Origin of the sequence: Nocardia sp. NPDC047038 (assembly GCF_040644075.1) — a bacterium.
Lineage (GTDB): Bacteria > Actinomycetota > Actinomycetes > Mycobacteriales > Mycobacteriaceae > Nocardia > Nocardia sichangensis.
The window spans coordinates 84834-108390 of record NZ_JBEYVQ010000004.1 but is presented as its reverse complement, the minus strand read 5'-3'; the positions used below and the strand labels follow the sequence as shown (position 1 = coordinate 108390).

23 protein-coding genes and 1 pseudogene are annotated in these 23557 nt (G+C 67.7%); 12 read left to right on the top strand and 12 right to left on the bottom strand.

The annotated features are described in order from the left end of the window. The first annotated feature begins 2 nt into the window (after positions 1–2). Positions 3–1667, top strand: a complete 1665-nt coding sequence (locus ABZ824_RS16990) for a regulator (protein ID WP_356964016.1) — start codon at positions 3–5, stop codon at positions 1665–1667. A gap of 168 nt (positions 1668–1835) precedes the next feature. Here the strand turns inward: ABZ824_RS16990 and ABZ824_RS16985 are convergent, their stop codons facing one another. Both ABZ824_RS16985 and ABZ824_RS16980 read right to left on the bottom strand, forming a co-directional pair. Then, positions 1836–2492, bottom strand: a complete 657-nt coding sequence (locus ABZ824_RS16985; RefSeq protein ID WP_356964015.1) for a hypothetical protein — start codon at positions 2490–2492, stop codon at positions 1836–1838. 61 nt (positions 2493–2553) lie between these two features. After that, complete coding sequence (locus tag ABZ824_RS16980; RefSeq protein WP_356964014.1) at positions 2554–2964, bottom strand: helix-turn-helix domain-containing protein; 411 nt, start codon at positions 2962–2964, stop codon at positions 2554–2556. Between the two features lie 80 nt (positions 2965–3044). Here ABZ824_RS16980 and ABZ824_RS16975 point away from each other — a divergent pair, with 80 nt between their 5' ends. Beyond that, positions 3045–3944, top strand: coding sequence for an NmrA family NAD(P)-binding protein (locus ABZ824_RS16975; RefSeq protein ID WP_356964012.1), 900 nt, complete (start codon positions 3045–3047; stop codon positions 3942–3944). 642 nt (positions 3945–4586) lie between these two features. Here ABZ824_RS16975 and ABZ824_RS16970 read toward each other — a convergent pair. Next, entirely contained in the window at positions 4587–6293 is a 1707-nt protein-coding gene (locus ABZ824_RS16970; protein WP_356964011.1) for an FAD-dependent oxidoreductase, read from the bottom strand. A gap of 11 nt (positions 6294–6304) precedes the next feature. Further along, complete coding sequence (locus ABZ824_RS16965) at positions 6305–8551, bottom strand: molybdopterin-dependent oxidoreductase (RefSeq protein WP_356964009.1); 2247 nt, start codon at positions 8549–8551, stop codon at positions 6305–6307. Positions 8552–8589: 38 nt separating this feature from the next. Here ABZ824_RS16965 and ABZ824_RS16960 point away from each other — a divergent pair, with 38 nt between their 5' ends. Continuing rightward, the gene (locus ABZ824_RS16960) at positions 8590–9297 is read left to right on the top strand and encodes a TetR/AcrR family transcriptional regulator (RefSeq protein WP_356964008.1); all 708 of its coding nucleotides are present in this window, start codon (positions 8590–8592) and stop codon (positions 9295–9297) included. 132 nt (positions 9298–9429) lie between these two features. Here ABZ824_RS16960 and ABZ824_RS16955 read toward each other — a convergent pair whose 3' ends face one another. Both ABZ824_RS16955 and ABZ824_RS16950 read right to left on the bottom strand, forming a co-directional pair. Further along, positions 9430–9621 (bottom strand): DUF3303 family protein, encoded by a 192-nt coding sequence (locus ABZ824_RS16955; RefSeq protein ID WP_356964007.1) that lies wholly within the window; start codon positions 9619–9621, stop codon positions 9430–9432. Positions 9622–9705: 84 nt separating this feature from the next. Beyond that, positions 9706–10365 carry a TetR/AcrR family transcriptional regulator gene (locus ABZ824_RS16950; RefSeq protein WP_356964006.1) on the bottom strand — a complete coding sequence of 220 codons (660 nt, stop codon included), beginning with the start codon at positions 10363–10365 and terminating at the stop codon, positions 9706–9708. Positions 10366–10498: 133 nt separating this feature from the next. Here ABZ824_RS16950 and ABZ824_RS16945 point away from each other — a divergent pair, with 133 nt between their 5' ends. The 5 genes from ABZ824_RS16945 to ABZ824_RS16925 are packed head-to-tail and all read left to right on the top strand — an operon-like array spanning position 10499 to position 16449. Then, on the top strand, positions 10499–11632 hold the full coding sequence (locus ABZ824_RS16945) for a VOC family protein (protein ID WP_356964004.1): 1134 nt from the start codon (positions 10499–10501) through the stop codon (positions 11630–11632). Then, positions 11629–12567: a fumarylacetoacetate hydrolase family protein gene (locus ABZ824_RS16940; protein WP_356964003.1), complete on the top strand. Its 939-nt coding sequence runs from the start codon at positions 11629–11631 to the stop codon at positions 12565–12567. The genes ABZ824_RS16945 and ABZ824_RS16940 overlap by 4 nt, the downstream gene beginning before the upstream one ends. Beyond that, positions 12564–14480: an acyl-CoA synthetase gene (locus tag ABZ824_RS16935; RefSeq protein ID WP_356964002.1), complete on the top strand. Its 1917-nt coding sequence runs from the start codon at positions 12564–12566 to the stop codon at positions 14478–14480. The genes ABZ824_RS16940 and ABZ824_RS16935 overlap by 4 nt, the downstream gene beginning before the upstream one ends. Then, the gene (locus tag ABZ824_RS16930; protein ID WP_356964001.1) at positions 14477–14833 is read left to right on the top strand and encodes a DoxX family protein; all 357 of its coding nucleotides are present in this window, start codon (positions 14477–14479) and stop codon (positions 14831–14833) included. Before ABZ824_RS16935 ends, ABZ824_RS16930 begins: the two co-directional genes overlap by 4 nt. Further along, positions 14830–16449, top strand: a complete 1620-nt coding sequence (locus ABZ824_RS16925) for a bifunctional 3-(3-hydroxy-phenyl)propionate/3-hydroxycinnamic acid hydroxylase (protein ID WP_356963999.1) — start codon at positions 14830–14832, stop codon at positions 16447–16449. The genes ABZ824_RS16930 and ABZ824_RS16925 overlap by 4 nt, the downstream gene beginning before the upstream one ends. 203 nt (positions 16450–16652) lie before the next feature. On the opposite strand, the gene ABZ824_RS16920 is transcribed toward ABZ824_RS16925, so the two are convergent. After that, a complete protein-coding gene (locus ABZ824_RS16920) occupies positions 16653–16835 on the bottom strand; it encodes a hypothetical protein (protein WP_356963998.1) in 183 nt (60 codons plus the stop codon). 88 nt (positions 16836–16923) lie between these two features. On the opposite strand from ABZ824_RS16920, the gene ABZ824_RS16915 reads away from it, so the two are divergent. The 3 genes and pseudogenes from ABZ824_RS16915 to ABZ824_RS16905 all read left to right on the top strand — a co-directional run bounded on the left by ABZ824_RS16915 (position 16924) and on the right by ABZ824_RS16905 (position 18829). Continuing rightward, complete coding sequence (locus ABZ824_RS16915) at positions 16924–17946, top strand: YncE family protein (RefSeq protein WP_356963996.1); 1023 nt, start codon at positions 16924–16926, stop codon at positions 17944–17946. 180 nt (positions 17947–18126) lie between these two features. Continuing rightward, a pseudogene (locus tag ABZ824_RS16910) lies at positions 18127–18258 on the top strand (peptidase M23); the annotation flags it as partial. A gap of 79 nt (positions 18259–18337) precedes the next feature. After that, positions 18338–18829 carry an RDD family protein gene (locus ABZ824_RS16905; RefSeq protein ID WP_356963995.1) on the top strand — a complete coding sequence of 164 codons (492 nt, stop codon included), beginning with the start codon at positions 18338–18340 and terminating at the stop codon, positions 18827–18829. Positions 18830–19048: 219 nt separating this feature from the next. Here the strand turns inward: ABZ824_RS16905 and ABZ824_RS16900 are convergent, their stop codons facing one another. Both ABZ824_RS16900 and ABZ824_RS16895 read right to left on the bottom strand, forming a co-directional pair. Continuing rightward, the gene (locus ABZ824_RS16900; protein WP_356964546.1) at positions 19049–19315 is read right to left on the bottom strand and encodes a metalloregulator ArsR/SmtB family transcription factor; all 267 of its coding nucleotides are present in this window, start codon (positions 19313–19315) and stop codon (positions 19049–19051) included. Between the two features lie 444 nt (positions 19316–19759). Next, entirely contained in the window at positions 19760–19969 is a 210-nt protein-coding gene (locus ABZ824_RS16895; RefSeq protein WP_356963994.1) for a hypothetical protein, read from the bottom strand. Positions 19970–20220: 251 nt separating this feature from the next. Between ABZ824_RS16895 and ABZ824_RS16890 the strand changes: the two genes are divergently transcribed. Next, positions 20221–20733, top strand: a complete 513-nt coding sequence (locus tag ABZ824_RS16890; protein WP_356963993.1) for an NUDIX domain-containing protein — start codon at positions 20221–20223, stop codon at positions 20731–20733. Positions 20734–20997: 264 nt separating this feature from the next. Here the strand turns inward: ABZ824_RS16890 and ABZ824_RS16885 are convergent, their stop codons facing one another. The 3 genes from ABZ824_RS16885 to ABZ824_RS16875 all read right to left on the bottom strand — a co-directional run bounded on the left by ABZ824_RS16885 (position 20998) and on the right by ABZ824_RS16875 (position 23487). Then, a complete protein-coding gene (locus ABZ824_RS16885) occupies positions 20998–21483 on the bottom strand; it encodes a hypothetical protein (RefSeq protein ID WP_356963991.1) in 486 nt (161 codons plus the stop codon). Positions 21484–21664: 181 nt separating this feature from the next. Continuing rightward, positions 21665–22810 carry a radical SAM protein gene (locus ABZ824_RS16880; RefSeq protein WP_356963989.1) on the bottom strand — a complete coding sequence of 382 codons (1146 nt, stop codon included), beginning with the start codon at positions 22808–22810 and terminating at the stop codon, positions 21665–21667. Beyond that, positions 22807–23487 (bottom strand): hypothetical protein, encoded by a 681-nt coding sequence (locus tag ABZ824_RS16875; RefSeq protein ID WP_356963987.1) that lies wholly within the window; start codon positions 23485–23487, stop codon positions 22807–22809. Before ABZ824_RS16875 ends, ABZ824_RS16880 begins: the two co-directional genes overlap by 4 nt. Positions 23488–23557 lie beyond the last annotated feature (70 nt).

The following is a 23557-nucleotide window of genomic DNA, read 5'->3' as shown; positions in this document are numbered from 1 at the left end:
CGATGTCCCTCGAAACGCAACCCAGTGACACTGCACCCGCCGAGGAACCCGCCGCCCTCCGCTTGCCCTGGTGGACGCGCGGCGACACCAACGCCTACTTCGGGCTCTGCTTCAACATCCTGGTCAACGTGCTCACCCTCACCACGCTGTCCATCACGGTGGTGAACATCTCCAGCAGGGACGTGCTGGGCAGCGTGCTGCCCGCGCTGGGCGTGGCCCTGGTGCTCGGCAACCTCTACTACGTGCTGCTGGCCCGCCGCCTCGCTCGCCGCGAGCAGCGGGCGACGGTGACGGCGCTGCCGTACGGACCCAGCGTGCCGCACATGTTCATCGTGGTGTTCGTGGTCATGCTGCCGATCTATCTGGGCAGCCACGATCCGCTGAAGGCGTGGTCGGCGGGCCTGGCCTGGGCGTTCCTGATCGGCGTGATCGTCATGATCGGCGGCTTCGTGGGCCCCTACATCCGCCGCATCACCCCGCGCGCGGCAATGCTCGGCACGCTGGCGGGCATCTCGATCACGTTCATCTCCATGCGCCCGGCCGCGCAGATGTGGGAGGCCGCGTGGATCGCGCTGCCCGTGCTTGCGATCATCCTGATCGGCTTCTTCACCGACGTGCGGCTGCCCGGCAACGTCCCGGTCGGCCTGGTGGCGCTGCTGATCGGCACGGCGATCGGCTGGATCGGCGGGTTCATGTCGGTGCCGGACGTCAGCAAGGCCGCGCACGACATCGCGATCGGGCTGCCGACCCTGCACCTGCACTTGCTGTTCACCGGCCTCGGCAATCTCAGCCCGCTGCTGGCCACGGCGATTCCGCTGGGCGTCTACAACTTCACCGAGGCGATGAGCAACGTGGAGAGCGCCGCGGCGGCAGGCGACAACTACAACCTGCGCAGCGTGCTGCTCGCCGACGGGCTCGGCGCCGTCGTCGGCTCAGGCTTCGGCTCGCCGTTCCCGCCCGCGGTCTACATCGGCCATCCGGGCTGGAAGGACGCCGGCGGGCGCACCGGATACTCGCTGGCCAGCGGCGTCACCATCGGCGTGATGTGCCTGCTCGGGCTGTTCGGGGTGCTCGCCACCCTGCTGCCGATCCCGGCGATCGTGCCGATTCTGCTGTACATCGGCCTGCTGATCGGCGCACAGGCGTTCCAGGCGGTGCCCAAGTTGCACGCCGTGGCGGTGGTCGCGGCGCTGATCCCGAACCTCGCCGAGTGGGCGGTCGGCCAGATCGACAACGCGCTGACGGCGGCCGGTACCACCGCCGACAACGTCGGCGACGCCGCGCTCGGCCAAGCGGGCGTGGTGTACGACGGGCTGAAGACGCTGGGCTCGGGCGGTGTGCTGGCCGGTCTGGTGCTCGGCGCGGTCGTGACCTTCATCCTGGACAAGCGCTTCGTCGCCGCGGCCACCGCGTGCGCCGCCGCTGCGGCACTGAGCTGGATCGGCCTGATCCACGCCGCCCAGATCGCCTGGGCTGCGGCACCGAAGGTGGCGCTGGGCTATCTGTTATGCGGGCTGGTCTGCCTCGCCTACTCGCGGCTGGCCGGGGCTCGGAAGCCGCTCGCGGCGGTCCCGGCAGCGCCCGAACGGCCGACGCGACCGGCAGAGGCCACACCGGCGCAGCCCGAGCCGGTGGCCGTGGAGCCCGCCGCGACGCCGCTCGACTGAGCTAACCCGTTCTGTGCGCCACGGGATTGTCAGACGGGTCTTGCAGCGGGCGGCCCGCGTTGTTGATCAACATATCGAGATTCGCCGATCGGCAGTGGTCTACGACGGTGCGAGCTAGCTCAGCTGCCGACGAGCGGTCGGCTCGGAGCAACACCGACGGTTGCGGTGCTATCCGGCGAACTCGTCGGCGAGGGTGTTCCAGAACATGAGTTCGTAGTTCTGGAAGAGTCTGGCGTACAGGTGGGCGTCGTTCGGATTCAGTCGGTCGGTGTCGATTCCGGCCTGGATTGCGGCGAGGGCCCGCTGTTCATATTCGGGGCTACCGGCCGCGAAGAAGTCGAAGAATGCGCAGGCCGGGTCGTCGAACTTGTAGTTGGTGCGCATGCTGTCGGCGACCACACGGCAGTAGCGGCCGAATGCGGCGACATTCGCGTAGATACCGGCAGTCGCTGCGGAGGGTTCGGCGTTGAGCGCCAGCCACGCGACATAAGCGGGATAGGCCTGACAACCCGCCCTGGGCGGCTCCATGCCCTGATCTGGTCCGGCCGCCGCCACGAGTGCGTCCAACAGAGCCAGTGCCTGCTGCTCGCCGGGCGGGAGGGCGTCGAGGAACGCTCTGACGTGCGGGTCGTCCGCTCGCGCCGCCATGGCGTGGAAGCTGCGCCAGTCGCTGCTTATGATGCGCTGTTCCTCGGCGGCGATCGCCGCGAATACCGCGCGTGGCGCCTTGCCCACCGAGATCAGCGGAACCATGCGATTGTCGTCGTCGTGCGGGGCCAGCTCGGCCTGGATCCCGTAGAGCAGGTCACGAGCGGTAAGGGTCATCGGGAACCTCCCTGTGGGAATGCTTCCATTCAAGCGCTGTTCGCCCGCCCGCGACAGGTGTTCAGTCGCCGTGCTCGGCATCCCAGTGTCGGCGCGCGTCGGCGATGCGGTCCTTGTGCTCGCGCGACCAATCGGCGAGTGCGCTGATGGCCGCGGCCAGGCTCTGGCCGGTCTCGGTGAGCCGGTATTCGACCTGCGGTGGGATCGTCGGGTACGCGATCCGCTCCACCATGCCGTCGCGGCACAGGCGCTTGGTGGTCAGTGTCAGCATCCGCTGTGAGATGCCCGGAATCGCTCGCTCCAACTCACGGAAACGCCGCACTCCTGTACTCAGTTCGACGATCACCAGTACCGTCCACCGATCCCCCAACCGGTCGAGCACATCGCGGATGCCGCAGTCGTCATCGCCACAGGGCCCGTCGGGAATAGTGCCCGCGACCTGCGCGGTGACCGCAGTGTTCGTGACCGACATGAAAGTGCCTCCTTATGCCGCGCGCCGCGGCCGCCGATGCTGGGTCGAATCCAGCAACTACAACAATCGGGAGTGTTGCGATGATCCTGGTAACCGGCATCTCCGGAGCCCTCGTCCACCGCGGCCTGTCCACCCTCGACGACCTGACCGTAGCGGCGGGCAGCCGCTCCGGTGACGACATCACTACGCGCCGTATCGATTTCGACGACCCGGCGACGCTGTTCGCGGGACTGCGGGATGTCGATGTCCTGGTCCTGATTTCGGCCGGATACGCCGAAGACGATGTGGTGTTGGCCCGCCACGGTGCGGTGATCGACGCCGCCGGCGCGGCCGGTGTCCGGCACGTGATCTACACCGGTCTCGCGGGATCCGGCGATCTGATGACCATCGCCCTGCCGCACCGCTGGACCGAAAAACGTCTCGCCGCAGCACCTTTTGACGCGACCGTCCTGCGCAATGGCCTCTACGCGGAGGTGCCGGTCGGCCTCGCCGTCGCCGGTACCGCCTCTACGGCCGAATCGGGTGTATTCGCGGCGGCATTCGGCACCGGCCGGATCTCGGTGGTGGCGCGCGAGGACCTGGCCGAGGTAGCCGTTCGGGTAGCCGCGGAATCCGAGCGTGATCTGGCCGCGGGGCGGCCCAGCAGACATGCGGGCAAGGTATACGAGCTCGAGGGTGTGACCGCGATCGGCGGCCCAGATATCGCCGAGATCCTGAGCGAATCCCTCCGTCGCCCAGTGCGATACGTGCCGATTTCGCTCAGCGAAATGCGGGATATGTTGCAGGGCAGTGGATTGGAGCCGTACCAGATCACACATACCCTCTCGTTGTTCGCGAATCTCGGTGCCGGACTACTCGAGGCATCGAGCACCGACCTCCTCGAGCTGCTGCCGGGCGCACCGCGCGACGTTCGGACACTCATCACCGACGCGGTGCGCGCGGGCGGGTTTCAGTCGGCATCGGTGAACGCGTCGCGCTGAAAGCAGGCCGGGCGAGGTCAAGAATGTCCAGCTCCCGTGCGATGTCGCTGTAGCGCAGACGCACGTTGCCACGACGTGCCAACAACTCCTGCCGCCGCTCGAGACAGCCCCACCCGGCACCGCACGCCCGGTTCGTGCTCGCATTCGTCCAGCAAGGCCGCAGAGTCGAATATCAGGCACCGGATGCCGAACTGGCGTCGCACCGGCCCGCACGGATCGCGTAGCAGCTCTGTCGACGCCCCCGCGAACTCCTCGGCGCTCGCCTCAGCAGCCGAAAACCTTGCTGGACAGACGGTCATGTTGAACTGGTGGCGGGGTCCTCTACCGATGCCGCCACCAGTTCCGCGTGATCGGCCGACCAATTCAGTCGCCACCACGCCACCGCGTCGGTTGACGCCGCGATCCGATGGCGCTCTGGAAGCCGAGCAGGACGGGGCACCGTCGAGCTGGACGCTGGATTCGCTGACCGCGGCCCTGCGCGCCGAAGGCACTGTCGTGGGTCGTAGCCAGGTGCGCAGAATACTTGCGGCAGAGGGGATTCGGTGGCGTCGGCCGCGGTCGTGGACGACGAGCAAGGACCCGTATTTCGTCGCGAAAGAACCCACATCGTCGGTCTCTACACGCAGCGTTAGCAGGAATTGGTTAGAGGCGGAACCCGTCTGCGTCGATCGGCAGTGGAATCGTCGGCATCGAGTCCTCCCCATGCGCAACGGCGAGCAGGGCGGGGAACGAGGCAAGTTTGCGCCTCGGCCGTCCCTGAACCGCGCCGAGGTCGCGCTCGGTCCGATCGATCGCCCTCCACTCGTGCACACCGACGGCGGTGGGCCGGCGCTGCCGGACCAGTGCGTCGAGTTCCTGCGGGGTGGTTGCCGGGGCGGGAAGCAATCCTGCGGAATGGTCGGCGAGGAGTGCGGCGACAGTGTCCAGTGCGCATTTCTTGTTGGCGCCGATGCCTCCGGACGGGCCCCGCTTGATCCATCCCGCCGTGTAAACGCCGGGGATGGGTTCGCCGGTCCCGGCGAGGACTCGGCCGAAGTCGTTGGGCAGCACACCGCGGTCATGGTCGAAGGGCAGGCCGGACAGCGCAGCGCCGCGGTAACCCACCGCCCGGAGTACCAAGCCCGCCTCGATGGTCTCTTCGATTCCGGTCGGGACAGCGCGGACGTCGCCGCCGGGGCCGTGTTCGAGCCGATTGCGAGCCACACGCACTCCGGTGACCCGTTGATCGCCCAAGATCTCCAGCGGAGAACACAAGTAGCGCAGGACAATACGGCGCGACGCACCGCGGCGGCGTGTGGTGAGTTCCGCGGCAGCCTGCGCTTTGGCCAGCCCGATCGGGTCCGATCGAAGTGCGGCGAGCTGGTCGGGATCCAATTTGGCCTCGTCGGACAAGGCGAGGACATCGGCGCCGTCGAGATCGGTCAGGGCGAGCAGCTCGGGAGTGGTGTACGCGGCCTGCGCGGGGCCGCGCCGGCCGAGCACCACGACTTCCTCGATCGTGCCTGCGGCCAGGGCGGCCAGCGCGTGGTCGGCCATATCGGTGGCGGCGAGCTCCGCGGGATCGGCGACCAGGAGGCGGGCGATGTCGAGGGCGACGTTGCCGTTGCCCACGACGACCGCACGGCGACAGGAGAGATCGAACGTGCGGTCGATGAAGTCCGGGTGGCCGTTGTACCAGTTCACGAACTCGGTTGCCGACGCGCTTCCCGGCAGGTCCTCGCCGGGAATCCCCAGGCGGCGGTCACCGGAGGCCCCATAGGCGTAGACGACGGCGTGGTGCGCTGCGGCCAGCTCGTCGTGGGTGATGTGGGTACCGACCTCGACGTTGAGGTGGAAGCGGAAGCGGCCATTGGCGGCGGCGCGCTCGAATACCTCGGTGACGGATTTGGTGGACGGGTGGTCGGGGGCCACGCCGCCTCGCACCAGACCCCACGGTGTGGGCAGCCGGTCGAACATCGTGACTGTCGCGCCCGGATGCTCGAGCAGCTCTAGTGCGGCATACGCGCCTGCGGGCCCGGAGCCCACCACCGCGACTCGAAGCTCCTCGATCTCGGCCCGCGCAGCGAGCGGCGAGGCGTCGGGGATGCCGGGCGGCAGCGGGTTTCGCTGGTAATAAGCCTCCGCCAGGTCCAAGAACCGGCCTGCGGCGGGCGCGGTGTCGCGGGTGATCGCCCCGACCGGGCACTCGGCGACGCAGGCGCCGCAGTCGATGCAGCTGGCGGGGTCGATGTAGAGGGCTTCGGCGGAGGCGAAGCCCGGTTCGTCGGGGGTGGGATGGATGCAGCCGACCGGGCACACCGGCACACAGGAGGCGTCGTTGCAGCACGGCTGGGTGATGACGTGGGGCATGGCGTTCCTTGCTAGCGGGAGTGGGGGAGCGGTTCCACGGTGACCGGGATTCCGTTGAGGGCGGCGTTTCCGCTGACGGTGTCCAGGAACAGCGGGTCGGTGACATCGTTGGCGCTCGCGCCCGCGACGCGGGAGGCCACGGACAGCCGACTTTCCGCCGCCGCGTGCCCGTACCCGTGCGGCAGGCTGACCGTGCCCGCCATGATGTCGGTGGTCTGCCTGACGTCCACCCGCACGGCGCCGGTGCGTGAGCGCAGCACGGCGGGCCCGTCGGCCAGTCCGAGGCGGGCCGCGTCGTCAGGATGCATGAGCAGATGGTGTCGCTGCGGACCGGCGACGAGGCGGGCGTAGTTGTGCATCCAGGAATTGTTGGAGCGCAGGTGCCGTCGGCCGATCAACAGCAGCGACCCTGGATCCGCCGGAGCCGTACACAGGTCGGAGCGCAGGGTGTCGAGGGCCTCCGCGATCTCCGGTGGCACGAGGTGTAGTCGGCGGTCAGGAGTGCGCAGGCGATGCTCGACGCCCGGCCGCAGCGGGCCCAGGTCCAGCCCGGCCGGGTGAGCGAGCAGTCGCCGCACGCTCAGTTTGTAGCGACCTGTGCGCAGGAGCAGGTCCACCAGCAGGCGCGGCGGTGTCCGCAGCCGAATCTCGGTGGCCAGGGCGGGCCTACTGAGGCGACGGCGCAATACCTGCATCCGGCCGCCTCCGAGGTGGCGTTGGTAGGCCGAGCCGAGGTCGCGGAAGATCTCCCAGTCGTGCCGCGCGCCGCGCGGCTTGGGCAGCACCGCGGGCGAGTATTTCGCGGTATTGCGGACGGCGAAGGACCGGAAAACCAAGTCGTAGTGGTCTCGTTCCAGCGCGCTGGTCGGCGGCAGGATGACGTCGGCGTGGCGAGTGGTCTCGTTGAGGTAGAAGTCCACGGCCACCATGAAGTCGAGGCCGCCGAGCGCGGTGCCGAGTGCGGCTCCGGCAGGAGTGGACAGCACCGGGTTTCCCGCGATCGTCAACAGCGCCCGGACCTGCCCCTGGCCCGGCGTCGTGATCTCCTCGGCAAGGGCGGCGACCGGAAACTCCCCGGCGAAGGAAGGAAGCCCGCGCACACGGCTGCGGCGTCGGCCGAAATGGCCCGGGCTCAGCAGCCGTGTCATGTCGATGGCCGGGTCGGTGAACAGCGTCCCGCCCTCGCGGCCCAGGTTGCCGGTGATGATGTTGAGCACCTGGATGGCCCACTGGCACACAGTGCCGTGACGCTGGGTCGACACGCCGAACCTGCCGTAGCAGGCGGCGGGACCCGCGTCGGCGAAGGAGTGGGCGAGGCGGGTGATCGTGGCGGCGGGCACGCCGCTGAAACGGCCAGCGGCTTCCGGCGTGAACTCGGCGACCGCGTCTCGGAGCGCGTCCGCACCCGTGATGTATTCGGGCAGGCGCGGTGCCCGGTCTCGCAAGACGACGTGCACCATGGCCAACAGCACCGCGGCGTCCGTGCCGGGCCGGATGAATACGTGCTCATCGGCGTCCGCGGCCGTCTCTGTGCGGCGCGGGTCGATGACGGTGACCCGCCCGCCGCGCTCGCGGATCTCCCGCAGCCGCCGCGCCATATCCGGCGCGGTCATCAGGCTTCCGTTCGATGCACGCGGGTTGGCACCGAACATGAGCAGGTGCTGTGTCCGGTCCAGATCCGGCTCCGGCAGCAGGAACTGGTGCCCGTACAGCAGTGCCGAAACGACCTGGTGCGGCAACTGGTCGACCGAGGATGCCGAGAAGTGGTTGTGGGTTCGCAGCAATGAGGCGAACGCGGACCCGTGGGTCATCGCGCCGAGGCTGTGGACCGAGGGGTTGCCCAGGTAGACCGCCACCGCATTCGCGCCGTGCCGCCGACGGGCCTGAGCGAGTCCGCGGGCCGCCGCGTTGATCGCCTCGGACCAGTCCACCTCCACCCATTCTCCGTCGATCTTGCGCAGCGGCCGCCGTAGCCGGTCCGGGTCGCTGTGCACGTCGGTCATCGCTACGGACTTGGGGCACACGTGGCCGCGGGATAGAGGGTCGTCGCGGTCGCCGCGCACACCGACGGCTCTCCCGCTCTCGATGGTGATCTCGATCCCGCAAATCGCCTCGCACAAGTTGCAAGCGGCCTTCGCGGTGCCGCCGCCCCCGGAGCCGCGTATCGCCCGCCCCGCCTTGGTCAACGCATCGACGGCTGCCCCGGTCGCGCTCATGGTGTAGTCGCCTCCGCAAGAGATCCGCAAGAACATGAACATGACGTCATGTTATTTTTTTCGTGTCTACCATGGATGCCGTGCCCGACGCCAGCCCCCTCCGCCGCGAACCGGTCCAGCAGCGCAGCCGCGAGCGCGTCCAGCGGATCTTGGACGCCGCCGTGGAGATCATCACGGCCGAGGGAACCGACGCGGCGACGGTCCGTTCCGTGGCGGAACGTGCTGGTGTCCCGTCCGCGACGGTGTACCAGTTCTTCACCAATCGCGACGCGATCTTCGAGCAGCTGCTCGCCCGCGAACTCACGCGCCTCGATAGCGAACTGGAGGAGTCCCTCGCCACCGCCCGGCCACACCCGGACATCGCGGCCGCCGTCGAGGCGTTCATCGCCTTTCACGGCCGCCACTACATGTCCCACCCGGACTTCGTCGCGCTCTACTACGCCTCCCGGCACAACGAGGCTCTCCGAGACGACATCAGAGAACACCTCGGCAGGCTCACCGACCTGCTCCACCGCCACCTGCTTGCCACCGGCCTGCTCGCGCCCGGCACCAGCCGACGCGTCGTCGAAGTGGCCGTGGAGCTGGGTGACCACGTCTTCGAGCTGGCCCACCAGCGCGGCGACGAGAGTGACGCGCTGACCGACGAGGGTCGGATCGCCATCACTCGCTACTTGCAGGTCTATGCGGCCGCCCGCCGACACGACGAGCCGACCGGGCTCCGTGAGCAGATGGTCCGTGCCGAGCCGATGGCTTCGGCTGTTTCACCGAGCGCGCAGGCGTCGCCGTAGCGGCGCGCATGTACCGTATGCGCGCCAGCACTATTCCCCCTGCCCAGCGGCTGGAGTCGCACGGCGCGTGGTCCACCGACCGGCGTTCGGTGGTGTGCCGGATGAAGGGGAATTGGGGCTGAGCGGCGAGGTTCAGCCGATCGACGCCCTGAAGTCGGCGCCCTGCTGGAATGCCTGCGCGACCTCGGCGGCCTCGACGACAGGGTAGATCTCGCACTCCGCGCAGAAGCCGAATTCGGTCGGACCGTCGGCCAGATCCATCGGATTGTCGGTCTCGACTACCGCGAACCCGCCTGTGCCGTCGAGCCGGCCCCGGTAGAGCATGCGGTGCTCCGGCCGCGATGGCCCAGCTAGCGTTGCCCCCTCGAGATGGTTGCCGCAGGCTCCCGCCGTTGACGACCGCTGACTCTATGGAGTCGAGCCGACGCGCGGCAGGTCCAATGGCGGTAGCGGGCGTCGGCAGATCTCGTGGGCTTCCTCGGAGGAGAGCCCGAACATGCGCAGCAGGTCCTCGGCCACCTGGTCGGCGGCCTCGGCGTCGTCGCGTTCGGGATGGTCGTGCAGCAGGCGTCCGAGGCCCATGGCCGCGGCGGCGACGATGGTCATCGACAGTTCCGAGTCGCGGATGTCGAAGCGCCCGGCTTCGGCCGCGGCCTCGATGTCGCGGCGTGCGCGGGGCGCGAGCCCGCGGTCCGAGTTCGTCAGGCTGAGGCCGTCATTGAGCAAGACCTTGCTGAGGGTGGGATGCAGGCGGTGCAGGCGGCCGGTGAGGCGGAAGCTCTGCGCGAAGACCTGAGCCGGATCCTCGACGTCTTCGCACAGCAGATCGAGCAGTGCGCCGTGCCGGTCTAGTGCCTCCTCGACGGCAGCATGGAACAGCTCCTCGCGACTCTGGAAATGGTTGTAGAACGATCCCATGCCGACGTCGGCGGCCTGGGTGATCTCGAGGATCGGCACGTTGATCTTGCCCTCGGCCAGCAGTGATTGCGCCGCGCCGACCAGCGCGGCGCGCGTGCGGGCCTTGCGGCGTTCCAGGCGATTGGGTGCCGACCCATTGTGCGTGGTCATCGATGCATCTCTCCTACTGGACAGGCTCACCATCATAGCCGATCGATTCAATTTTGACGGAATCGTCAGAGGGTATTGACTGACGCCGCTCTCGTGAGTGACGATATCGTCAGTTCTTGGAAGGGAGTGATCGATGAGCGGCCATCACGATGTACACAGCGGTCTGCACAGCGAGCAGGGGGCGCACGCGGGTGAGCATCCGGGCCGGGCGCGCAATCCCGTGATCAAGGTGCTGGACTTGGCGTGGCTGGAGTTCGAGAAGCCCGACCTGGACGGGGCGGAGGCTTTCGCCCACGCCTTCGGGTTCGCGACCGCCATGCGGACGGCCGACGAGTTGCAGCTGCGCGGGACCGATCCGGGCGCGCCCTGCGTGCTCATCCGGCGTGGCGTCCGCTCGCGCTTCGTCGGTCCGGCCTTTCGTGCCGCCGATTCCGCCGATCTGCTGCGACTGGCCGCCGCGACCGGTGCGCGAGCCATGTCATTGCCGGAGTCACTGGGCGGACTGACCGTCGACCTGGCCGATCCGAGCCGCCTGCGGGTGCGAGTGGTCGCCGAGACGCACGAACTCGAGGCTTTGCCGACTCAGCAGCCCCACATTTTCAACTTCGGGCACGAGGTGGCGCGGGTGAATGCCACGCAGCGACCGCTGCGGGCACCGGCACGCGTGCGTCGGCTCGGACACGTGGTGATTCAGTCGACGAGATACCGCGAGACTCTCGACTGGTATCTGCGGAATCTGGGCCTGATCGTCAGCGACTTCCACTTTTACCCGGGCCAGCGGGAGCGTGGTCCGGTCATGAGTTTCATTCGCTGCGACCAGGGTTCGGTGCCGACCGACCATCACACGCTCGCGTTGACGCTCGGGCCGTCGAACCGCTATGTGCACTCCGCGTATCAGGTCGCCGACCTGGACGCGCTCGCGGCGGGTGGAGAGTACCTGCGCGAACAGGGTTATCGCCGATCGTGGGGTATCGGCCGCCATATCCAGGGCAGCCAGATCTTCGACTACTGGCGCGATCCCGACGGGTTCCTGGTGGAGCACTTCTGTGACGGGGACATGTTCGATTGCACCCTCGAGCCGGGCTGGGCGCCGATGAGCGCTTCCGGTCTGGCGCAGTGGGGCCCGCCCATCACCAAGGACTTCCTCGACATCAAGCCCGGAGTCGGATCGCTGCGCGAACTGCGCTCGATCGTCGACGCGCTGCGTGAGGACAACGAATTCGATATCCGCCGCCTGCGCGGCCTGTTGAAAGTGGCCAACTCATGAGCACATCCATCCTCCGCACCGCCGACGCCTGGTGGGTGCAGACCCCCGCCGGTGCCGCCCGTATCGATACCACCGCGACGACCACGCGGGAACTGCTCGCCGACCGTGAGGCGATCGCCGCGGCTGCATCCGGCGCGGAAACCGTGGCAGTGCAGAGCCTTTCGTTGATCTCCCCGGTGACCGCGCCGTGTCGGGTGGTTGCGCAGATGACGAACTTCGCCTCGCACGTGAAGGACTCGGGAATGGACCCCGAGACGGTGCCGCTCACGTTCTTCCGCAAGGCGTCCGGATCGATCAGTGGACCCCACGACGACGTCATCCGGCCCGCGCATGTGCAGCTGCTCGACTACGAGGTGGAGATCGGCCTCGTGTTCGGTCGCGAGATGCCGGTCGGCGCTGATGTCTCGGCGGAGAACCTCGCGGATTACGTCGCGGGCCTGGTGGTTACCAACGACATCTCGGCGCGCGACGTGCAGCTGCCGAAAACGCAGTTCTACGAAGCGAAGTCGTATCCGACCTTCACCCCGGTCGGCCCGGCGCTGGTGCTGCTCGACGCCGATGAGCTGAAGCGGTTCGGAGATCTGCGGCTGCGGCTGTGGGTCAATGGCCAGCTGCGGCAGGACATGACGGTCGCGGACATGATCTACCGGCCGGTCGAGACGCTGCGCGCGCTGACCCGATTCCAGCGCATGGACGCCGGGGATCTGCTACTCACCGGAACCCCGATCGGCACCGCGCTCAGTGCCCCGCCCAAGCCGGTGGAGATCATCGGCTCGCTGCTGCCGCCGAAGGTCAAGTGGAAGATGTTCTTCCGAGGCCAGGCCAAGAACCCGAAGTACCTGAAGGACGGGGACGTGGTCGAGGCCGCGATCGGCACCGACGACGGCGCCCTCGACCTGGGCCGCCAGCGCACGGTCGTGAGGTACGCCCGATGACCGACAACACGACCCTCGAGACCTCGACCGAGGACTTGCTCTGGCCCCGGTACACCGGCCCGGAGGACCTGGCCGCCATCGAAGCGATACCGCTCGAGGCGCGCGGCCTGCCCGAATCGACCTACGCCCTGCTCGTCCGCGCGGCGACGCGATGGCCGGAGCGCACCGCGATCACCGTGCTGCCGGATGCGGCGCGATGGCGAGAGCCGTTGCAGCGCAACTACTCCGAGCTGCTCGCCGACGTGCACAAGTACGCGAACCTGCTGCACGAGCTGGGTGTGCGCCGCGCCGATGCTGTCGCGCTGATCGCACCCAACTGCGCGGAGCTGATCCCGGCCACCCTCGCCGCACAGCTGGCGGGCATCGCCGCACCGATCAATGGCGGCCTGTCGCACGAGCACGTCGCGGAGCTGCTGCGCCGCTCGGGCGCTCGGGTCTTGATCGCCGCCGGTCCGGAACTCGAGCCTGACACCTGGACCACAGCACGCGAACTCGCGGCGCGCGGTCTGTTGGCTGCCCTGCTGGTGTTGCGTCCCACGGCAGCTCCGGAGCCGCCGCCGACCCTGCCCGGCATCGGCGGCATCCGGATCGGCTATCTCGATAACCTTGCCGCCGAGGAGGATTCGAGCCGCTTTCACGGAGAGGCACCGGCGGCATCGGATCTGGCGGCGCTGTTCCACACCGGCGGCACGACGGGTGTGCCGAAACTGGCGGCGCACCGACATTCCGGTGAGGTCTCCAATGCGTGGATGATCGCCGCCAACTCGCTGCTCGATGAGGAATCGGTGGTCTTCGCCGCGCTGCCGCTGTTCCACGTCAACGCGCTGGTCGTCACCCTGCTCGCGCCGCTGTTCCGCGGTCAGCCGGTGGTATGGGCCGGTCCGCTGGGATACCGGGACTTCACGCTCTACGCGGAGTTCTGGAATATCGTGGCGCACTACCGGATTGCCGCGATGAGCGCCGTGCCGACGGTGTACGCGGTACTGGCCCAATGCCCGATCGATACCGACATCACCAGCTTGCGCTACGCGATGGTCGGCGCGTCCCCGCTGCCGCTCGCGGTACGCGAGAACTTCCAGTTGCACACGGGGGTCACGCTGGTGGAGGGATACGGCCTCACCGAGGCGACGTGCGCTACCGCACGCAGCTTCCCGGAGGTTCCCCGGCCCGGCGCGGTCGGGCAGCGCATGCCCTATCAGCAGGTCGCGGTCGTCCGCACGGCTGAAGACGGGGTGTGGGAGACACTCCCCGACGGGGAGACCGGTGTCCTGGTGATCAGCGGCCCCACGGTCTTCGCCGGATACGTGACCGGCCGCGACGAACACGGTCACCGCCTCGATGAACTGGGCACCGTGGTCGACGGCTGGCTGAGCACCGGTGACCTGGCCCATATCGACGCGGAGGGATTCATCCATCTGCACGGTCGCGCGAAGGATCTCATCATTCGCGGCGGCCACAACATCGATCCCGCGAGCATTGAGGACGCCCTGCTGAGCCACCCGCAGGTGAGCGCGGCCGGAGCGGTGGGCCGCCCGGACGTACACGCCGGCGAGGTCCCGGTCGCCTACGTCGCGCTCACCGCGGGCGCCGAGGTCACCGAGGACGAACTGGTGGCGTGGGCGGCCGAGCGGGTGCACGAGCGCGCCGCCGCCCCCAAGACGGTCACCATCCTCGACGCGCTGCCCGTCACCGATGTCGGAAAGCCCTACAAGCTGGGCCTGCGCGCCGATGCCACGCGGCGCGAACTGCTCGACGCGCTCGCCGAGACCACTGGTGTGGCGGGTATCTCCGCCGCGGTCGAGGACGGCGCGATCGTCGCCACCGTCGTCCTGGACCCCGATGCCGATCCAGCCGCGGCCGAGGCGATCCTGGGCCGCTATGCGATCCACACGAGAATCGCGGTGCGGCGATGAAAACGGTGGCGAAGGTGCTCGGGGGCGTGCTGGCAGCCGAATTCCTATACCTCGGGACGGCCAAGGTCGCCGCCGTCGCGTCGATGCGCGAGCGTGCGGCGCATCTCGGGTACTCCACCACCGCTTATCGCGGCATCGGCGCGGTCGAACTCCTCGCGGCCGGTGGGGTGCTGCTGGGGCCGGTCCGCCCTGCGATCGGCCGGGCTGCCGTGGCCGGGCTGGTGCTGTTGATGACCGGTGCGGTCGCCAGCCATCTCCGAAACGGCGACGGCACAACCGAAATCGCGCCCGCGGCCGGTACGGCTCTGGTCGCCGCGGCCTATGTGGCCACGTTGACCGGTGGATCCCGATGACTTCGCCGACAGTTCCGGTGGTGATCGTCGGAGCGGGCCCGTCCGGGCTCACCGCGGCCACGCTGCTCGCCCAATACGGCATCGAATCGCTGGTCCTCGAGCGGTGGGAGGGCGTCTACCCGCAGCCGCGCGCGGTCCATCTCGACGGTGAGATCCGGCGGATCGTGGAACGTCTCGGCATCGGGCCGGGGTTCGACGCGATCACCCGGCCCGCCCCGGGGTTGCGCCTGGTGGATCCGCGGCATCGGGTGCTGGCGCAATTCGACCGCGATCCGGCCGGGGGCCGCAACGGATTCCCCGAAGCCAACCTGTTCGACCAGCCGGAGCTGGAGGCGCTGTTGCGGGCCAATCTGGCGCGGCATCCGGCCGTCTCGCTGCGCGGCGGTGTGGAAGTCACCGGGCTGACGGTCGAGAAGGACTGTATGCGGGTTGATTTCGAAGACCGCGCGACCGGCGCGTCCGAGTCGGTGCGCGCCCGCTACGCGCTGGGTTGCGACGGCGCGAACAGCCTGGTGCGCACCGCGATCGGCGCGCGCATGCGGGACTTGCGATTCGAGCAGCGCTGGCTGGTCGTCGACCTCGCGACCACGGTCGATCCTGGGCACTGGGGAGGCGTGCATCAGGTATGCGACCCGCGTCGAGCCGCGACATACATGCGCATCGGCACGACCCGCCACCGGTGGGAATTCCGTTTGCGGCCCGGCGAATCCGTCGACGACTACCGTGATCTGGCTCGACTGTGGCCCCTGCTGGCCCCATGGCTGGCCGACGCCGACCGCGAGGGCTTGGAGCTGGTCCGGGTGGCGGAGTACACCTTCCGCGCGCAACTGGCCGACCGATGGCGTGCCGGACGCGTATTCCTGCTCGGCGATGCCGCCCACCTCACCCCGCCGTTCATCGGGCAGGGCATGGGCGCGGGCGTGCGCGACGCCGCCAACCTCAGCTGGAAGCTGGCCGGGGTGCTGCGCGGCGAGCTTCCGGAGTCGATGCTCGGCACCTACGAAATCGAGCGGAAACCGCACGCGCACATGATGATTCGGCTGGCCAAGCTCATTGGCCTGACCATGACCGAGGGCGGCGAGCTGGGCAATCGACTGCGCGGCCTGCTCGCTCCGCGACTGCACCGGCTGCCCGGGCTGACCCGGACGATCATCAGCGGAGAGTCACCGCCGCTGCACCGCTCCGCGCTGGTGACCGCACCGCCGCTGCGTCGAGGTCTGGCCGGACGGCTGGTTCCGAACGAACGGATGGCCGACGGGCGCCGGGTCGACGACCTCATCGCTGGGCGCTACGCCATCATCACGACATCGGCCCCATCACCGGTGCAGGCGTCGACCGTCGAACAGCGCGGCGGTGTGGTGTTGCGGGCCGTGCCGGGCACCGCGCTGCACCGCTGGCTGCGCGGCGGGCGCGCCGACGCCGTGCTCGTCCGCCCCGACGGCACCGTGCAGACCTGCGGGAGAACGCTGTCGGATCTGTACTCGTCACTGCCGAGGTTCGCGCCGAGTGCCCGTCCGGCGCAGACCGGCTCGCCAACCCCGAAAGCGGCTGAACGCGTCAAACCCATCAGTCGCCCGCCCAGGTCCGGCGGCATTGTGCAGGCAGACGCGCGCTGACAGTGAGCGACTCCTAGCTAGGTGAGGGTCCAGCCGAACGGGTCATCCCGACTGGTCGACCTCGACCGCCGAACTCGCCTGCCGGCGAGGACGTCGGCGATCTCGCCTGCGCCGGCAGATCGGCTGGGTCGGCGAGGAGTTATGAACATCACGCACTTCGGGCACGCCTGACCGCGGCACCGTCGCCGAGTGTCCTCGGCGATTCATTCCAGCTGCTCAGGCGTGCGCGCATCCGCCGGTAGGGCGACCAGGCCGTCGGAGATCTGCCCGAACCCGAGGCGTTTGAGTTTGCGCCACAACGCGATCCGCGGCGTGGACGGCTCACGAGGCATGCGATACGACAGCATCACCCATTGCCCAGGCGTCGCCGCTGGCGAGTCGGGCACGAAATCCTCCGATCCGGTGGCGGCATTTCACCGCACCTGCCCCCAGCGTAGTTTCGAAACCACGGTTACATCGAGTGGGAGGTGGGTGATGCCCCCGACGCGCACCCTCGCGGCGTTCCTGGGCGCCGCAGCCGTTGCCGTCAGCGGATGCTCGACCTCCCCGCCGGCGGGGCCCCCGCATCCTGGTGAGCTGCCGCTGCGGCAAGTCGCGCAGGTGGCGCTGACCGGCGGGCCGGTGCGCTTCGACTACACCAGCCTCGACGCCGGGCGCGGGCGGCTGTTCCTCGCCCATATGGGTGCCGGTGAGGTCATCGAGGTCGATGTGCGCGCCCACCAAGTGGTGCGCACCCTGCCCGATGTGCCGAACGTGCACGGGGTGATCGTGGTCCCCGACACCCACCGGCTGTATGCCACCGCGACCGGCCGCAACCAGCTGGTCGCCTTTCACGCCGACACCGGCGCGGTGGTGTTCACCGCCCCGACCGGTGACTACCCCGACGGACTCGCTTATGACCCGGTCCGTCATGCGGTGTGGACGACCGACGAGCACGCCGGCACCGAGACCGTCGTCGACGCGGACACCGGGGCGGTGCGCGCCACCGTCGGGTTGGGTGGTGAGGTCGGCAACGTCGTCTACGACCCGGTCACCGACCGCATGGTCGTGGCGGTCCAGGGGCGCGACGATTTGGCGGTGATCGATCCCGCGACTTTCGTGGTGACCGACCGGATCCCGACGCCGGGCTGCGACCATCCGCACGGCCAAGCCCTCGACGCCGCCGATCGAGTGATGTTCGTCGGCTGCGAGGCCAACTCCAGCATGGTCACCGTGGACCTGGCCGCCCGCACCGTCACCGGACAAGACCGTGTCGGTGAGACTCCCGACGTGCTGGTCTACGACCCGGGCGCGCACCGGGTCTACCTCGCGGCCGAAAGCGGCTGGGTCAGCGTGTTCGACCGCCGCGACGGCCGCACCCTCGCCGTCGGCTCCGCGCATCTGGCTGATGGGGCGCACTCGCTGGCGCTGGACCCCGCCACCCACCACACCTACTTCCCGATCCCCCGGGGCGCCGACGGTGCGCCGATGCTGTGGGAGTTCGAACCCACCCACTGAACCGTCGGGCACAACATCTTTCGACGACAAGGACATGCCATGGCAGTTTCGACACGTCGACCCCCATTACACGCGGCCACAATGGCCGCGTTGCTGGCGCTCACCGCGGCGGCAGGATGCTCGAGCGCCGACACCTCGCCCACACCCGCGACCACTTCCGCCGCGTCCGGGCGCCAACCGGTGGCGACTACCGACGCGGACTGGAAACCGGTCACCGACACTTTCGGGCGCACCGGCAAGTTCGGTGACAACAACACCGCCTACCGCATCCCGCTGGTGCGCACCGATCTGCAGGTCACCACCGCGGGCGTGTTGTCGTTTTCAGCGTCCCGCACGGGTGCGACCTCCACATCCCTGGGGAGAGCTGGTGGGCGGCGGCACAATACGTCGCGTGAACGCAACGCACCCTGGTCCTCAGCAGAGCCGATCACCCGCCCAGTCGGCCGAACCTCGGGGGGTCGGTGTCCCGGAGCAGGCGGGAGAGAACCGCTTGGCCCTGGCTGCGGTGACCGACGCCTTCGTCGCGCTGGTCGTGGGTTTCGCGTTGTCGCAACGTGCCTTTCATGCTTTCAACGGTGTCGCGGAGTTCCTGGGCGCGTTCATTCCGTGTGTGCTCGCGTTGTCATTCGCCAACCACGTCCTCGGCACACTGCTGCTGCGGGGGAGTGTCGCGAAGCTGCTGTTCGGAATGCGGGTCCTCCGATGGAAGGACGGCCGACGCCCCCGGTTGTGGCAGACGGTCGCACGATGGCTGTTCGGATTCGTGGTGATAGGACTGCAATACCTGCTCGAAGGCGCGAGCGTAGGCCAAGCCTTCGGATTGCGCACAGTGCGTCGACGCGACCAGCGCCACCCGGTCGGCCAGTCGGCGGCGAATCGTTGACCGCATGCACCACGGCAGTCTCGGTGACCGCAGCTCGCATGATGAGTTCGGCCGTACGCCGGATATTCCGGCGGCATCAGGCGGCTCATGCTGTCGACCCGACAATTGGTACCGCTGTGCCCGCTGCACTGTGGCTGCGATGTGAAGTGTGCACACCTGTCGTGTCCAGCCTGATCGGCGAAGGCCATGGCATGGCGAAGTCGGCTCGGACCGAATCGGTCAGGCGTGTGGTGGTTCGCCGGTGACGATGTGGTCGGCGAGGTTGAGTCCTTCGCGGACCAGTCGGGTGAGGTGGCCGTCGCGGACGCGGTAGATGATGCGGCGGCCTTCTCTTCGGGTGTCGACCAGGCCGGTGAAGCGGAGTTTGGCGAGGTGTTGGCTGACCGCGGTGCGGGAGGCGCCGACTGCTTCGGTGAGGGCGGTGACGTCGGCTTCGCCGTCGGCGAGGATCCACAGGATGTGCAGCCGGGTGGGGTCGGACAGCATGCGGAAGGCGCCGGACCGCGACACCCCGCACGCCCCCACCCTTTGTTTGTGCGTCCGGAAGTGGGTCTTCGGGGCTTTGGCGGCGTGCGCTGCCGGTCCATCCGGTGATGCGTTCCCAGGCGCGCTGCGTCACCGTAGTCACGTTGCCGGATTCAGTGTGTTATTAAGCCAGCTATGAACTCGGTGGCAGTGGCAGAGCCAGGTCGGCTGCGTCGCTCGGAGCTGCACTGTGGGATTCATTCCCACAATCGGGTGCACGGCAGTAGCGGCAGCAAGTCGTTGACCAGTCGTCGATTGTGACGCTGAGTTTCGAGTCGGGGTAGCTGGCCGCGAGTGCGTCTGCGATATCTTGCGCTTGTTCGGCGGGTGCGCGGTAGTGCAAGTCGAGGCTGCCGGTTTCGATGTGGATGTGCCGGTATTCCCGGGTCTGATCCATGCGTCGACTCACCGGGGTTTGGTGGTTGAGGCGATGACCCGGCCGGCTTCGATGAGAGTTCGAAGCGCCGCGTCCTTTCTGGGGCAGTGCTTGGCCCGGCAGGCCCGGTGGTTCTGCATGACCTGGTGTGCTTGGTACACGGTGAAGGGAACTACGGGCGCCTGGTGCGCCTGATCCTGGCACATGGCGATCAGCTGGTACATGGCGAGGGTGTGCATGCCGGTGCTCCGTTCGGGTCGCAATGAGAAGATGCACCCGGCACCGAGGGCTTTCGCCACCGGTGCACCCCTGTGGTGGACCGGTGCGCCTTCGCGAGCGGAGGGCGTCACCTGGGTACCGGGTGCAAGGCAACAGTCGCGGGTCCGGTGCTGCGGAGGTATTTCGATTCCTTCTGAGCCGATATGCGTTCGGCGTATGCCCGATCACCAACCGCCGCAATAGGCTTCGGTTTCTTTCACCGACTATGTCGATGAACTACCAGGTCAACCGATGGTTTGACGGAAAGGGGCATACCGTAATGAGCGTGACGGCAGATTCCGGTCACATTGCCAGGATGGAGCGGCACAAGGTCACCGGCGATGTTCATCTGTTGCTTCGCCGCGCCGATGAGGTGTTGTTCGGTCGACGCGAGAACACGGGATTCGAGGACGGGGCGTGGCATCTCCCGTCCGGGCATCTCGAGGCCGGGGAGTCGGTGGTCGAGGCGGTGGTGCGCGAAGCCGCGGAGGAGATCGGCGTACGAATCGAGCTTGCCGATGTGCAGTTCAGTCACGTCATGCACAACTCGTCCTCGGGCGGGCGTATGGCTTTCTTCTTCACCGTGCGCTCGTGGCGGGGAGAGCCGATGAACCTGGAGCCGGACAAGTGCAGTGGACTCGACTGGTTCGCTATGGATGCGCTTCCGGACCGCATGATCAGCTACTGCCGGACCGCGATCCAGCACATTGCCAAGCAGGATCCATTCTCGACCTTCGGCTGGTAGGGGCGAGCGTGCCGACGCAGTGGCTGTCGGCAACGCTCCGCTCAGTTGTTTGCCCCATCAGCTGCGAATGTGACCCGGATGAGCGGCCACTGCCCTTCGGACTCCAGCAGACGACCGTGGAAGTGTCGCGGTCGGTCAAACAGCCGAGGCGCGGGATAGGGCGCAGCGCGGTCGCTTGCGCCGGCAGGTGAGGTGTCGTGGTGTGCACGACACCTCACAGCCGATTCTGACCAATGTTGGTCAGGGGTGTCTGGTCTCCCGCTGTCAGAACAGTTGCCAGCAGTTCAACTGTCCGATCAGTTCCTGGAGCCGCTGGGCACTCATTCGTTTCCGCTGGGCTTCCTCAGCGGTTTCACGGTTCGCGCCGGTTTGCCACCATGTGTGGCTGGTGTTGCGGTCCATGACGAGGAAGCGGTCTTTGACGGCGGGGCCGCGGATGACGAGTGAGACGGTGTACGGTTCGGCGACTACGGCGTGGACCATGCTGTGGTGGAGGGCGTAGCTCGTGCCGACGGGTTCTTCGCGCGCGTGCAGGACGGGCAATGTGTTGGGGTTGATGTGTTCGTCGAGTTCGGCGTTGCCGAACAGGTAGTGGCGGTAGTGGCCGCGCAGGATACGGCTGGCGTAGGACCAGCGGTGGTTGTGGGGGCGGTCGAAATAACCGGGCAGAAAGACATGCAGCCGGACACGGACCCGGATTCGCGATCGTCGAAGAGCACGATTTTGTCGAGAATGTCGTAGTGTTCGCACAAGGCCATCAGCTCTGTCCGGTTAGGTAGGTCGGTGAGCCGATGCCGGATGGCCACCGGGTCGGTAGCGAGGGTGTCGAGTGCTGCGCGGCAGGTTTGTTCGACTTCGTCGATGTCTTCCCAGTCGATCTCACGCAGCTGGCCGACCGCGTGGTCCAGCGCGTCGGTGGGTCTACGCATGACTATTCCTCCGGTTTGGCGCTGGATTTCCACAGTCGGCACACGGGCACGATGTCGTCGTAGGCGGTGCAGGAGGCTTGGCCCATAACGAGTTCTTCGGCGGGGCAGCCGCCGAGGCAGGCGGTGGCTTTGCATCCGCCGCAAGAGCTTTCGGCCAGAGCACTTGTGAACAGGTCGAATTCGTTGACGCCGTGGTTGAGTTGCACTTGGCCATCGACCATTTGGGCGAAGTGCAGGTCGGTGTCGAACAGGTAGGAGCAGATGTAGCAGCGGCCGTCGGGAAAGATTGAGATGCGGTCGAGCGTGCGGCCGATGCAGCCTTGGTAACCCTCTGCGGCGTAGCGATCCATTTGGTCACGGCGGGCGTAGGTCGGCTGATACCAGACACGTGTCTTGAACTGGGTGGCGATGTCGGTGAGGCGGTCGCAGAAACCCATCCATTCCGGCGGGGTCATGGCCATGTCAGGGTTACCGTGGCCGGTGCCGATGGTCGAGAAGACGTGGAATTTGACCAGGCTGACACCAAGGAAGTCGGCAATGTCCAGCAGCTGCAGCACGTCGGGTTCGTTGGCTTTGTTGACAGTGCAGATGATGCGGGTGTCGAAGCCGCGCTCGACCAGCTCGGCGGTTGTCGTCAGGGCGGCAGCGAAGGTCCCTTCGCCGCGGATGGCGTCATGGGAGGCGGCAGTGCCGCCGTCGAGGCTGACTTGGATGTAGGCGAAGTCGTCGGGCTGCAGTTGCCGGAAGCGGCGCAGGGCGGGTTTCTGGGCGTTGGTGGTGGTGATGACGTGCTCGTACCCCAGTTTCTTACTGAGCCGGATGACGTCGCAGTAGTGCGGGTGCAGGGTGGGTTCGCCGCCGAGTATGGTCAGTTTGCTGCCGCCGAGGCGCCGCCAGGTGGTGAGGGTGTCGACGATCTTTGATGGCGGCATCTTCAATGCTCGCTCCAGTCTTTCGCCCATGTAGCAGTGCTCGCAGCGCAGTTGGCACGCTTCGGTGATGTAGAGGTAGACGTTGCGGAACCGGCCATAGTTCACACGGTCGATGCGGTCGGGTTCGGGCACACCTGCGTTGCGAGGCATGCGGCCGTGGCCGTAACCGTCACCGCTTGCGCGTGGGGTGGGGTTGGGCAGATCAACAGTGGTCATCGCACAGGACTCCGGGAAATGAATAGCGGCGCAAGCAGGTCGGCTGCGCCGTTGATGGTGTGGGTGGTGTCGAGTTGGGTGAGTGGGATGTCGGCGCTGCGGAATGCGGCACGGATCCCAGCGGCGGTTTGGTGATAGCGCTGCGTCCTGGCGCGCAACAACCGCGGTGAATCCCCACGACGCGGATGCAACAGTCCGCCACAACGAGCACACGTCCACGGGTCATCCACGGCGGCGATCGCCGGCAGGCGGGGATCGTTGATCGGATCGCGTTCGCAGTGATGGCACACCTTCCGGTTGCGGGCACGTTGAGTCAGCGTCTTGAGATCTGTCACCACCTCGATGGCCTCGATACGACACGGTGTCAACGCCCACACCGTCGCCAAGAGCTGATCGACCTGCGCGGCCGAACCGGGGAAGTTGTCCAACAACACCGTGTGGACGCCCGGGTCCTTGTCGATGGTGTCGAGATACGCCCGCAGCGCCGCTGCCACGGCGCGTTCATCGATCCAGCCGAGACGATCCGGACGCGCAGCGGTCGCTTCCAGCACCTCCAGGGAGACGTGCTCCCGCAACCGGAACACCTGACGCCCAGGTGCTGATCCCAGGCGCAGCGTGAGGGTTGTCTTGCCCGCGGCCGGCGGGCCGAAAATGGGAACGACTAGGGACAATGCCACGGCTTACCCCTTTCCTTTAGCGGCGTTTCGTGACCGAATCAGCGTCGGATCAGCACGGGAAAACGACCAC

What these genes read in the sequence shown, in the direction of transcription:
- ABZ824_RS16990 (WP_356964016.1), top strand. Translation starts at nt 3, where the DNA reads ATGTCCCTCGAAACGCAACCCAGTGACACTGCACCCGCCGAGGAACCC.
- ABZ824_RS16985 (WP_356964015.1), bottom strand. Translation starts at nt 2,492, where the DNA reads ATGACCCTTACCGCTCGTGACCTGCTCTACGGGATCCAGGCCGAGCTG.
- ABZ824_RS16980 (WP_356964014.1), bottom strand. Translation starts at nt 2,964, where the DNA reads ATGTCGGTCACGAACACTGCGGTCACCGCGCAGGTCGCGGGCACTATT.
- ABZ824_RS16975 (WP_356964012.1), top strand. Translation starts at nt 3,045, where the DNA reads ATGATCCTGGTAACCGGCATCTCCGGAGCCCTCGTCCACCGCGGCCTG.
- ABZ824_RS16970 (WP_356964011.1), bottom strand. Translation starts at nt 6,293, where the DNA reads ATGCCCCACGTCATCACCCAGCCGTGCTGCAACGACGCCTCCTGTGTG.
- ABZ824_RS16965 (WP_356964009.1), bottom strand. Translation starts at nt 8,551, where the DNA reads ATGTTCATGTTCTTGCGGATCTCTTGCGGAGGCGACTACACCATGAGC.
- ABZ824_RS16955 (WP_356964007.1), bottom strand. Translation starts at nt 9,621, where the DNA reads ATGCTCTACCGGGGCCGGCTCGACGGCACAGGCGGGTTCGCGGTAGTC.
- ABZ824_RS16950 (WP_356964006.1), bottom strand. Translation starts at nt 10,365, where the DNA reads ATGACCACGCACAATGGGTCGGCACCCAATCGCCTGGAACGCCGCAAG.
- ABZ824_RS16945 (WP_356964004.1), top strand. Translation starts at nt 10,499, where the DNA reads ATGAGCGGCCATCACGATGTACACAGCGGTCTGCACAGCGAGCAGGGG.
- ABZ824_RS16940 (WP_356964003.1), top strand. Translation starts at nt 11,629, where the DNA reads ATGAGCACATCCATCCTCCGCACCGCCGACGCCTGGTGGGTGCAGACC.
- ABZ824_RS16935 (WP_356964002.1), top strand. Translation starts at nt 12,564, where the DNA reads ATGACCGACAACACGACCCTCGAGACCTCGACCGAGGACTTGCTCTGG.
- ABZ824_RS16930 (WP_356964001.1), top strand. Translation starts at nt 14,477, where the DNA reads ATGAAAACGGTGGCGAAGGTGCTCGGGGGCGTGCTGGCAGCCGAATTC.
- ABZ824_RS16925 (WP_356963999.1), top strand. Translation starts at nt 14,830, where the DNA reads ATGACTTCGCCGACAGTTCCGGTGGTGATCGTCGGAGCGGGCCCGTCC.
- ABZ824_RS16915 (WP_356963996.1), top strand. Translation starts at nt 16,924, where the DNA reads ATGCCCCCGACGCGCACCCTCGCGGCGTTCCTGGGCGCCGCAGCCGTT.
- ABZ824_RS16900 (WP_356964546.1), bottom strand. Translation starts at nt 19,315, where the DNA reads ATGCTGTCCGACCCCACCCGGCTGCACATCCTGTGGATCCTCGCCGAC.
- ABZ824_RS16895 (WP_356963994.1), bottom strand. Translation starts at nt 19,969, where the DNA reads ATGCACACCCTCGCCATGTACCAGCTGATCGCCATGTGCCAGGATCAG.
- ABZ824_RS16890 (WP_356963993.1), top strand. Translation starts at nt 20,221, where the DNA reads ATGAACTACCAGGTCAACCGATGGTTTGACGGAAAGGGGCATACCGTA.
- ABZ824_RS16880 (WP_356963989.1), bottom strand. Translation starts at nt 22,810, where the DNA reads ATGACCACTGTTGATCTGCCCAACCCCACCCCACGCGCAAGCGGTGAC.